Below are 10741 nucleotides of genomic sequence, written 5' to 3'. Positions count from 1 at the left end.
GGTGCCGAGTGGTGGGGCGAGGACCTTTTGGTTACTTTTGGGTCCTTCCAAAAGTGACCCGCTGTAAGAGCGGAACCCCTATCAGCCATGACCGCAGCAACGGATATGTACACCAAAACCCCGCCCCAGCACCCCCCACCTCAAACCAACTCCCGCCCCAGAAACGGCGCAGTCCGGCTGGTTTTGCTCTTCGCAACCTTAAAAGGCGAACCACGCACAACTACCTTCCCGCCCAAATCCCCAGCCCCCGGCCCGATATCGATCACCCAGTCACTCTGCGCCACCACGCGCATCTCGTGCTCCACCACAACCACCGTATGCCCCGCCTCCACCAAATGATTCAGCTGACTCAGCAAACGATCCACATCCCGCGGATGCAACCCGGTCGTGGGCTCATCCAACACATACAACGTCGCCCCCCGCGCATTGCGCTGCAGCTCGGTCGCCAACTTGATCCGCTGCGCCTCACCCCCCGACAACTCAGTCGCCGGTTGCCCCAGCCGCAAATACCCCAACCCGATATCCCGCAGCACCTGCAGTGAACGCAACACCCCAGGCTGCTCGGCAAACACTTCCACCGCCTGCTCCACCGTCAACCCCAGCACCTGGGCGATGTTCAAACCCTGCCATTTAATGCCCAGGGTTTCAGGGTTATACCGCGCCCCGTGGCACGTCGGACACGGCGCATACACACTCGGCATAAACAGCAACTCAACGCTGACAAACCCTTCACCTTCGCAATTCGGGCAACGCCCCTTGGCGACGTTAAACGAGAACTGCCCCGCATCGTAACCCCGCTTCTTCGCCGCCGGCGTGGCCGCAAAGAGCTTGCGCACGTTGTCGAACAGCCCTGTGTAAGTCGCCAGGTTGGAGCGCGGCGTGCGGCCGATGGGCTTCTGGTCTACTTGCACCAGGCGGCGAATCTGCTCCAGACCGGCACTGATCCGCCCGCCGCTGGTTTGCGGCGCATCGTCTTCCAGGCTGGTCTCTTCATCGCTTTCCTGCACACGGCCAAGCCCGGTGCCCACCAGTTCCAGCAGCGCCTGGCTGACCAAGCTGGATTTACCCGAACCGGAAATACCGGTCACCGCCGTAAAGCAGCCCAGCGGGAAATCCACCTTCAAGTTCTTGAGATTATTGCGCGTCACGCCTTCCAGCTTCAGCCAACCCGTAGGCGCTCGACGCACTGCATTCGAAGGCTGCGGTTCGGCAAACAAATACTCGCGCGTCTGCGACGCCTCGACCTGCGCCAACCCCGCCGGCGGGCCGCTGTACAACACTTGACCGCCGTGCTCGCCCGCCGCCGGCCCTACGTCGATCAGCCAGTCGGCGCGGCGCATGGTTTCCAGGTCGTGTTCCACCACAAACAATGAATTGCCCGCCGCCTTCAAGCGATCAAGCGCGGTAAACAGCGCTTCGCCGTCCGCCGGGTGCAAGCCCGCTGAAGGCTCATCCAGCACATAGATCACGCCGAACAGTTGCGAACCCAACTGCGTAGCCAAACGCAACCGCTGCAACTCCCCGGACGACAAGGTCGGCGTGCTGCGCTCCAGGGATAAATACCCCAGGCCCAGCTCGGTCAAGGTACTCACGCGCTCCAGCAAATCCTCGGCGATACGCTGCGCAGCCAAGCGTTTCTCCACCGACAGTTTCATCTTGTCCTGCCCCGCCGCCACGGGCCGCAACAACTCAGCCAGCTGCGCCAGTGACAGCTGCGACAACTCGCCAATATCCACGCCAGCGAACTTCACCGACAGTGCGGCCTTGTTCAACCGCTTGCCTTCGCACGACGGGCAGGCGCTGCCTTGCATGAACTGCGAAACGCGCTTTTTCATCAGCGCGCTTTGGGTGTGGGTGAAGGTGTGCAGGATGTAACGCCGCGCGCCGCTGAAGGTGCCCTGGTAACTGGGCTCCACTTTACGTTTCAAGGCATCGCGGGTTTGTGCCGGAGTGAAGCCGGCGTACACCGGAACCGTCGGGGTTTCTTCGGTGAACAGAATCCAGTCGCGCTGCTTTTTCGGCAGGTCGCGCCATGGGATATCAACGTCATAGCCCAGGGTTACCAGGATGTCCCGCAGGTTCTGGCCTTGCCACGCCAACGGCCACGCGGCCACCGCGCGCTGGCGAATGGTCAGCGACGGGTCCGGCACCATCAGTGCCTCGGTCACTTCATACACGCGGCCCAGGCCATGGCATTGCGGGCAAGCGCCTTGGGGCAGGTTTGGCGAAAAGTCCTCGGCGTAGAGCATCGCTTGCCCCGGCGGATAGCTGCCGGCGCGCGAGTACAGCATGCGAATCAGGCTCGACAACGTAGTGACGCTGCCCACCGATGAGCGCGCACTCGGCGTGCCGCGCTGCTGTTGCAGGGCCACGGCCGGAGGCAGGCCTTCGATGGAGTCCACATCCGGCACGCCAACTTGATCGATCAAGCGCCGCGCATAGGGCGCCACCGATTCGAAATAGCGGCGCTGGGCCTCGGCATACACCGTGGAAAAGGCCAGGGACGATTTGCCCGAGCCGGAGACTCCGGTAAATACCACCAGGGCATCCCTGGGAATATCTACATCGACGTTACGCAGGTTGTGTTCGCGGGCGCCGCGCACCCGGACGAAACCTGGGCGTTGGGCAGTGATCGGGGGGATGTTGCGTTGTGACGTCATGGGCAACCTTGTCTGGCGGTGAGCACGCTGCGCACCCGATGCGTCAAGGCTTCGGGGTTGTAGGGCTTGCTCAGCAGATGAATGTCGGGGCTTAGCAGGTGATTGGTCGAGAGGATGTCGCGGGTGTGGCCCGAGGTAAACAGCACGGCCACGGGAGGGTGTTGCGTGCGGGCCCAGTCGGCCAGGTCGGTGCTTTTGATTCGGCCCGGCATCACCACGTCGGTAAAAATCAGGTCCGGCTGCGCACCGCCCTGCAAGACCTGCATCGCCCGGTCACCGTCCTCGGCGGTCAGCACGGTGTAGCCCGCCTGCTGCAGCAACTCAACGACGGTCAGGCGCACGCCTTCGTTGTCTTCCACCACCAGGATGGTTTCCTGGCCGCCGCCCTGCAGTGCCTGTTCGCTGTCTGTATCGACGCTTTCCGGCTCAAGGCTGTGGGGGAAATACATCTGCACCACCGAGCCCTTCCCCTCCTCGCTCCACACCTCTACGTGCCCGCCGCTTTGGCGCACAAAGCCGAACACCATGCTCAGGCCCAGGCCGGTGCCGTGCCCCTCGCGTTTAGTGGTGAAGAACGGTTCGAAGGCGCGTTTGAGCACCGTCTCTGGCATGCCAACACCGGAGTCAATCACTGCCAGGCGTACATATTCGCCCGGTTTGATGCTCTTACCGGCGCAATCGTCGGGGTTGAGGATGATGTTCTCGCCGGTTATACGAATCACGCCTTCGCCGTTCATGGCATCGCGGGCATTGATCGCCAGGTTGAGCAGCGCGTTTTCCAGCTGGTTGCGGTCGACATTGATGCACCAGGAATCCTGGGCCAATTGCACATCGATATGGATGGTCTCACCCAGCGCACGCTGCAGCAGCTCGCCCAACCCTGCGTAAATGCGTTGCGGGTTGTACACCGCGGGCGACAACGGTTGGCGGCGGGCAAACGCCAGCAACTGCGACGACAGCTTGGCGCCACGCTCCACTGCTGCGATGGCTGCCGAGACGCGGCGTTGCACCTGGGCATTGTCCGGCTCATGCCGGGCCAGCAGGTGCAGGTTGCCGGCGATCACTTGCAGCAGGTTATTGAAGTCGTGCGCCACACCGCCGGTCAGGCCGCCGATGGCTTCGAGCTTTTGCGATTGGCGCAGTTGGTCTTCAGCGGCCGAGCGTGCCTGCACTTCGGCGGCCACCCGTTGCTCAAGGTTATGCGTGAGTTCCTGGCGCACCCGCTCGGAGTGCACGTGCTCGGTGGTGTCCACCACAATCGCCAGCACCCCGGCCGGTTGCGTATCGTCACCGGCGACGGGGCTGTAATACAGGTCCAGCCATACTGTTTCCGGCTTGCCGTTGCGCAGCAGCACCAGGTCTTTATTGTTGAACGACAGAGTGCCACCGGCCAAACAGGTGCTCATTACATGACGGTTGAACTCGGCCACTTCCGGCCAGCCCAGCTCCACGGGCGTACCCAACAAATACGGATGCCGTCCTCCGGCGAACACCGAATAGCTGTCGTTGTAGATCATGTGCCCCGCCGGCCCCCACAGCATCACCATCGGCACGGGCGACGCCAGCATCATCTGCACGGTGCACGTGAGGCTGGTGGGCCAGCGGTCGAGCGGGCCCAGGTCGGTGGCTGACCAATCAAACGCGCGAATTCGCTGGGCCATTTCACCGGCCCAACCATCACAGCCGTGTGGGTTGGATAGAAATTGCATCGTTTAACTCTGTGCGAAAAGAGGACATCGGCAAAGTTTGGAGCGCGCCGCACTCAGATCGTTTCAACGCATATACGTTAGGGGGAAATCGACGCACACACCACTGGCTTCAGTGAAAATCCCGGCTGCGCACATTAATCCCCTCCAGCAGCGCTGACAGATCGGTCAAACGCCCGGCAATCAGGTGCCGCACCTCGCCCACGGCCTCCCAGCGCCCGTCCACTTTAAGCAGCCGCGAGCCCACCAATGCCTGGCGCTGACGCTCGGCCAGGTCGCGCCAGACCACCACGTTGAGGTTGCCGAACTCATCTTCCAGGGTCACGAAGGTTACCCCGCTGGCGGTGCCCGGGCGCTGGCGACCGGTGACCAGCCCGGCAACGCTCACATTGCGCCCATGCTCCACGGCCATCAGTTCATGGGAACTGCGGCAGCGTCGTTTGCGCAGTTCATCGCGCAACAATGCCAAGGGATGCGGCCCAAGGGTGGTGCCGAGCGTGGCGTAGTCCGCGTGCAGGTCTTCGCCGACCGAAGGTGTCGGCAGCTCCACCACTGCCTCTTCCGGGCCAGGCAAACCGGCGAATAACCCGAGTTGCTTGTGCACGCCGGCCACTTCCCAGCGCGCGGCGTGCCGGTTGCCCGCCAGCGCACGCAAGGCGCCGGAATCCGCCAGCAACGCCTGGGTACGCGCGTCCAGCCCGGCGCGTTCGTCGAGGTCGGCGATGTCGCTGAACACCCGGCGCTGGCGAGCGGCTTCAATACGCCGGCCATCTTCCTCACGAAACCCCGAAATCATGCGCAGGCCCATGCGAATCGCTGGCTGCGCGCCGTCGATGAGTTCCAGGCTGCAATCCCAGTCGCTGGCCTGCACATCCACCGGGCGAATCTGCAAGGCGTGGCGCCGCGCGTCCTGCAGAATCTGGTCCGGGCTGTAAAAACCCATGGGCCAGCTGTTGATCAGCGCACAGGCGAAAGCTGCCGGCTCATGGCACTTGAGCCAGCAACTGGCGTAGGTCAGCAAAGCAAAGCTGGCGGCGTGGGATTCGGGAAAACCGTAGCTGCCAAACCCCTTGATTTGCTCAAAGATCTGCGCGGCAAAGGCTTCGGTGTAGCCGTTTTTCAGCATGCCGGTGCGCAGGCGTGCCTGATGCGGTTCCAGGCCGCCGTGGCGTTTCCAGGCGGCCATGGAGCGGCGCAACTGGTCGGCCTCGCCGGGGCTGTAATCGGCAGCGACCATGGCGATCTGCATCACTTGTTCCTGAAACAACGGCACGCCGAGGGTGCGCTTGAGCACCGCTTCCAGTTGCGGCGACGGGTAGGTTTCGGGCTCTTCCTTATTCCGCCGACGCAGGTACGGGTGCACCATGCCGCCCTGGATCGGCCCCGGCCGGACAATGGCGACCTCGATCACCAAGTCATAAAACTTCTCTGGCTTGAGCCTTGGCAACATCGACATCTGCGCCCGCGACTCGATCTGGAACACGCCGACGGTGTCGGCCTTGCTGATCATCGCGTAGGTGGCCGCGTCCTCCTTGGGCACCGACGCCAGGCACAGGTCGATACCGCGATGGCGGCGCAGCAAATCGAAGCAACGGCGGATCGCGCTGAGCATACCCAGCGCGAGAATATCCACCTTGAGCAGGCCGACGGCGTCGAGGTCGTCCTTGTCCCACTGGATAATGGTGCGATCGGCCATAGCGGCGTTTTCCACCGGCACCAGGGTGTCCAGCGGGTATTCGGAAATCACAAAACCGCCGGGGTGCTGGGACAAGTGCCGGGGGAAGCCGATCAGTTGTTGAGTCAGCGTCAGCACCCGGCGCAGGATCGGGCTTTGCGGGTCGAAGCCGCTTTCGCGCAGGCGCTCCAGGGGCGGTGCATCGTCACTCCAGCGCCCGCAACATTCGGCCAGCGCGTTGATCTGGTCCGGCGGCAACCCCAGGGCCTTGGCCACATCACGCACCGCGCCGGACGCGTGGTAACTGCTGACCACCGCCGTCAGCGCCGCGCGGTTGCGGCCATAGCGATTGAACACATACTGCAGCACTTCTTCGCGGCGCTCGTGTTCGAAGTCGACGTCGATGTCCGGCGGCTCGTTGCGCTCCTTCGACAGGAAGCGTTCGAACAGCATGTCCGTCAGACTCGGGTCAATTTCGGTGATGCCCAAGGCAAAACACACCGCCGAGTTGGCCGCCGAACCCCGGCCCTGGCACAGGATCGAACGGCTGCGGGCGAAGCTCACAATGTCGTGCACGGTGAGGAAATAGCTTTCGTAACCCAGCTCGCTGATCAGCTCCAGTTCCTTATTGATCTGCTGCAAGGTCTTGGCGTCGACGCCCTTTGGCCAGCGTCGGGCGATGCCTTCTTCCGTCACGGCGCGCAGCCAGGTTTTGGCGTCATGGCCGGCGGGCACCAGTTCGCGCGGGTAGTGGTAGCGCAACTGGCTCAGGTCGAAGGTACAGCGCCGCGCGATGGCTTGGGTTTCGTCGAGCAACGCTTGCGGGTACAGCGCGGCCAGGGCGTCGAGGCCGCGCAAGTGCCGCTCGCCATTGGGGTGCAGGCGCGTGCCGGCTTCGGCCACCGGCACGTGATGGCGGATGGCAGTCATGGTGTCTTGCAGCGCACGGCGCCCACGGGCATGCATGTGCACATCGCCGCAGGCCACCGCCGGGATTTTCAGGCTGGCCGCCAGGGCCAGGCGTTGCTCCAAATGGCGCGCATCGTCCTGGCCGCAATGCAGGTGCACTGCCAGCCACAGGCGTTCGGCAAAGGTGCGGCGCAGCCATTGGATCGACGCCTGGGTGTCGCTGTCGTCGGCCACCCACAGCGCCATCAGGCCGGGCAATGGTTGGTCGAAGTCTTCCTGAAACAGGCGGTAACTGCCCTTTTCGGCACGGCGCCGGGCCAGGGTGATCAAGCGGCACAGGTGCTGATAGCCGCTGAGGTCTTCCACCAGCAGCACCAGTTTCGGGCCGTTTTCGATGCGCACTTCACTGCCGATAATCAGCGGCAATTCCACCGCCTTCGCCGCCTGCCACGCACGCACGATGCCCGACAAGGTGCATTCATCGGTGATCGCCAGCGCGCTGTAGCCCTGGCGCTTGGCGCGCTCGAACAATTCCAGCGCACTGGAAGCGCCGCGCTGAAAGCTGAAGTTGGACAGGCAATGCAGCTCCGCGTATTCACCCGCCATAACGCACGCCCCCTGTGGGAGCTGGCTTGCCTGCGATGGTCGTTAACGATGACGCGCAACGCCAGACTAAACGCGGCACTTTGGCGTTTTTCGCCGGCCAGCTGGCGGGTGCCCGCACGGAATGGTTCATGCAAACCAGCCTTGCAACCACAACCCATCGTTTTGCCCCACGGTGCGATAGGCCCAGCCTTGCTGACCGGCGCGGGTCTGGATCAGGTAGTAATCGCGGCGGATATCGGCGCCGTCCCACCAGCCGGATTCGATGCGTTCCGGGCCCATCAATATTTGCACGCCGTGCTCGGCCAGCAATGTCGGCTCACGCAGCAACCAGCCGGGGCGTTGCACCTTATTCAAGCTCGGGCACGGGCGATTATCCTCTGCCGCTTGCCAGGCGCATTCGGGGCGGTGGTCGGCCTGAAAGCGCAGGCCTTGCACGGCCTCGTCACCCAGCCGAGCGCGCAGGCGTTCGCGCAATTGCTCCCACGGCAGAGTTTGTTGCGGGCGGTCGTCGAACAAATCCTGGCGCTGTGGCACGAACAGGGGCAGGTCTTGCGCCACCAGGCGAAAGCCACGCACGGGCGAGGTCACTTGCACCTGCTCCAGGCGGCCACGGGCCAGTTCAAACAGCATCGCCGGTTCGCGCTCGGCGCTGAGCAGGCCAACCTTGATCACACTGTCGGGCGCCTGGGCATGCTCCAGGTGCAGGTCAAAGCGCTGCACGCCACTGTCACGGCCGCACAGAAAGGCGGACAGGTCGCCGGTCAAACGGCGCAAGGGAAACAGTAAGGCCTGATGGGATTGCACGTCGAAATTCAGCTCGATGCGCGTATCGAAGCGGTCCGGCGGTTGATAGAACGCCAGGGCCAGCGGCCGCTGCCCGGTCAGCGCATCCAGGTGCTTGAGCAGTGTCGCGTCAAAGCGCCGCGCCAGCGTATGCCGGGGCAAGGCTTGCACCTGGGCCAGAGTGCGCAAGCCCATGCGCGACAACGCGGTGGCGTCCTTCGGGTCAAGGCCGGCGCGATCAATAGGCAGCGGCGCTAAAGCCTGCATCAACGCCTGATCATCGGCCACGGCCAGGCCATCGTAGATATTCGCCAGCACCCGCGCCGCCGCCGGATTGGGCGCAGCGACGATACGGTGGCGAAAACCCAGCTCGGTTAATTCCTTGCGCAAGCGCGCTTCAAACTTCGGCCACGGGCCAAACAGCCCCAGGCTCGATTCGATCTCAAACAGCAAGGCGCGCGGGTAATACACGCTGACCTGGGAGCTGAAACAGTAGGCCCAGGCGGCGAGAAACTGCTGCCAGCGCTCAATGTCCACGGGGTCGTATTCGGCGCTGGCAAAGTTTTTGGCCAGGGCATGCGCCGCCGTCAGCGATTGGCCGGGGCGCAGGCCCAAGGCGCGGGCGGCGTCGTTGACGGTTTGCAGCACGCGCCGCTGCGGCGTACCGGCGAGCAAGGCGAGCGGTTGGTCCGGTTCGGGATGCACACGCTGCACCCCGTCCAGCGCCAATTGCGGGAAGACAATACACACCCAGCGCATGGCAACCTCAATGCCCCGCCAGCGCAATCGGCGCCGGATGGGCCAACCCGCCACGGCACTTGAGTACCCGCACCTGCGCAGGTTTTGCCTCGACCGCCAGGCGCAAGGCGGCGGGCGATGAATTGATCGCCTCACTTAAAGCGCGCCAGGCAAATGCCAGGGTCTGCCCGGTTTCCGCCGCCACCTGCAAACGCCGCAACGCCCGATCATCGGCCTTGCGCGGCCAACACAGCACCGCACCGCAACTGCCGGAGCGCAGGCATTGTTCTACCGCCCACAGCGCGTCGCGCTCCTCGGCCTGGATCACCGAGAGCCGCCGCAAATCCACCCCGGCGTTTTGCCACGCATGGGGGTACGGCGTATAGGGTGGCGCAACCAGCACAATGCGCTCCCCGGCCTTCGATAAGCGCGACAGGGTTGGCAGCACCAACTGCAACTCGCCGACACCTTCCCTGGCCATCAAGATTTCACTCAGCGCCGACTCCGGCCAGCCGCCGGTGGGCAGCACCGCGTCCAGCGCCGCCAGCCCCGTGGGGTGCACACTGGCCGGTGGCGCGGCGGGCCGACCCTTCCAGACTCGCCCGCCGTTGAACAGCGAGTCCAGGGCAACCACGGCGCCCATCAACCTTGCCTCACCAGGCCGCAGAACACCCCTTCAATGGCCAGGTCCCTGTCAGGCCCGACCACGATGGGTTGATACGCGGGGTTGCGTGGCAGCAGGCGCACATGGTCGCCGCTGCGTTCGAAACGTTTGATGGTGACTTCGCCGTCCAGGCGCGCCACTACAATTTGGCCGTTCAAGGCTTCAGCGCTACGGCGTACGCCGACCAGATCGCCGTCGAGGATGCCGTCTTCGATCATTGAGTCGCCTTGCACCCGCAGCAGGTAATCCGGGGTTTTCGCGAAAGTGGCGGGATCGAGTTGCAGGCGGTTGTGCACTTCGGCGTCGGCACCGATGGGCAGGCCCGCGGCGACTCGGCCGAGTACGGGGATGTCCAGCCATTCGGGGCGTACCGGTTGGTTAAGCAGGCGGATGCCACGGGCCTGGTTGGGGTTGACCTCGATGAAGCCGGCCTCGGTGAGGGCCACCACGTGCTTGCGTGCGACGCTGCGGGAGGCGAAGCCAAACGCCTCGGCGATCTCGGCGAGGCTCGGGGGCTGGCCTTGCAGCGCGATACGGTCGCGGATAAAGGTCAGGATGGCAGTACGGCGGGGGGTCAGGGTTGTCATGGAGTACATTTGTACTCTTGTGAGATATTTCTGACAATAACCGTCAGTCGGGGGGGATTGAGTACCTATTGGTTGTTTGGGAGGTTGCTGCTTATGGTTCCATTCTTACAGCTGGTCACTGCTTTTTGTGGGAGCGGGCTTGCTCGCGAAGGCGGTGGGTTAGTTGATGGATTTGGTGGCTGATGCACCGCATTCGCGAGCAAGCCCGCTCCCACAGTTGGATCTCCATTTTGTCTGGGACACCGCAATCCGCCTTGGCAAAAACAGGTTTTTTGATCCAGCCATTCAAGTGTGGGAGCTGGCTTGTGGGTTATTAAAGTTGCACTCGGTCAAAACTGTGGGAGCGGGCTTGCTCGCGAAGGCGGTGGATCAGTTGATGGATTTGGTGGCTGATACACCGCATTCGCGAGCAA

Annotated in this window: 7 protein-coding genes; 1 reads left to right on the top strand and 6 read right to left on the bottom strand. The window is 63.5% G+C overall.

What is annotated here, in order from left to right:
- Nucleotides 1-140: 140 nt before the first annotated feature.
- The 6 genes from uvrA to lexA all read right to left on the bottom strand — a co-directional run bounded on the left by uvrA (nucleotide 141) and on the right by lexA (nucleotide 10337).
- Entirely contained in the window at nucleotides 141-2660 is a 2520-nt protein-coding gene (gene uvrA / locus Q7C20_RS26260) for an excinuclease ABC subunit UvrA (RefSeq protein WP_375071127.1), read from the bottom strand.
- Nucleotides 2657-4369 carry an ATP-binding protein gene (locus Q7C20_RS26255; protein WP_375071126.1) on the bottom strand — a complete coding sequence of 571 codons (1713 nt, stop codon included), beginning with the start codon at nucleotides 4367-4369 and terminating at the stop codon, nucleotides 2657-2659. Before Q7C20_RS26255 ends, uvrA begins: the two co-directional genes overlap by 4 nt.
- A 109-nt stretch (nucleotides 4370-4478) precedes the next feature.
- The gene (locus Q7C20_RS26250; RefSeq protein WP_375071125.1) at nucleotides 4479-7556 is read right to left on the bottom strand and encodes an error-prone DNA polymerase; all 3078 of its coding nucleotides are present in this window, start codon (nucleotides 7554-7556) and stop codon (nucleotides 4479-4481) included.
- Nucleotides 7557-7682: 126 nt separating this feature from the next.
- Nucleotides 7683-9098, bottom strand: coding sequence for a DNA polymerase Y family protein (locus tag Q7C20_RS26245; protein ID WP_375071124.1), 1416 nt, complete (start codon nucleotides 9096-9098; stop codon nucleotides 7683-7685).
- A gap of 7 nt (nucleotides 9099-9105) precedes the next feature.
- Nucleotides 9106-9720, bottom strand: a complete 615-nt coding sequence (imuA, locus tag Q7C20_RS26240) for a translesion DNA synthesis-associated protein ImuA (RefSeq protein ID WP_348062323.1) — start codon at nucleotides 9718-9720, stop codon at nucleotides 9106-9108.
- On the bottom strand, nucleotides 9720-10337 hold the full coding sequence (gene lexA, locus Q7C20_RS26235; protein WP_348062324.1) for a transcriptional repressor LexA: 618 nt from the start codon (nucleotides 10335-10337) through the stop codon (nucleotides 9720-9722). The genes imuA and lexA overlap by 1 nt, the downstream gene beginning before the upstream one ends.
- Nucleotides 10338-10491: 154 nt before the next feature.
- Here lexA and Q7C20_RS26230 point away from each other — a divergent pair.
- On the top strand, nucleotides 10492-10741 hold a 250-nt coding region (locus tag Q7C20_RS26230), incomplete at its 3' end, for a hypothetical protein (RefSeq protein ID WP_375071123.1).

The sequence above is a fragment of the Pseudomonas sp. AMR01 genome (assembly GCF_041946035.1).
Taxonomy (GTDB): Bacteria; Pseudomonadota; Gammaproteobacteria; order Pseudomonadales; family Pseudomonadaceae; genus Aquipseudomonas; species Aquipseudomonas antarctica_B.
This window is presented reverse-complemented; position numbering and strand designations above follow the sequence as displayed.

Coding starts and splice junctions, on each gene's coding strand:
- uvrA (WP_375071127.1), bottom strand. CDS start 2,660: ATGACGTCACAACGCAACATCCCCCCGATCACTGCCCAACGCCCAGGT.
- Q7C20_RS26255 (WP_375071126.1), bottom strand. CDS start 4,369: ATGCAATTTCTATCCAACCCACACGGCTGTGATGGTTGGGCCGGTGAA.
- Q7C20_RS26250 (WP_375071125.1), bottom strand. CDS start 7,556: ATGGCGGGTGAATACGCGGAGCTGCATTGCCTGTCCAACTTCAGCTTT.
- Q7C20_RS26245 (WP_375071124.1), bottom strand. CDS start 9,098: ATGCGCTGGGTGTGTATTGTCTTCCCGCAATTGGCGCTGGACGGGGTG.
- imuA (WP_348062323.1), bottom strand. CDS start 9,720: ATGGGCGCCGTGGTTGCCCTGGACTCGCTGTTCAACGGCGGGCGAGTC.
- lexA (WP_348062324.1), bottom strand. CDS start 10,337: ATGTACTCCATGACAACCCTGACCCCCCGCCGTACTGCCATCCTGACC.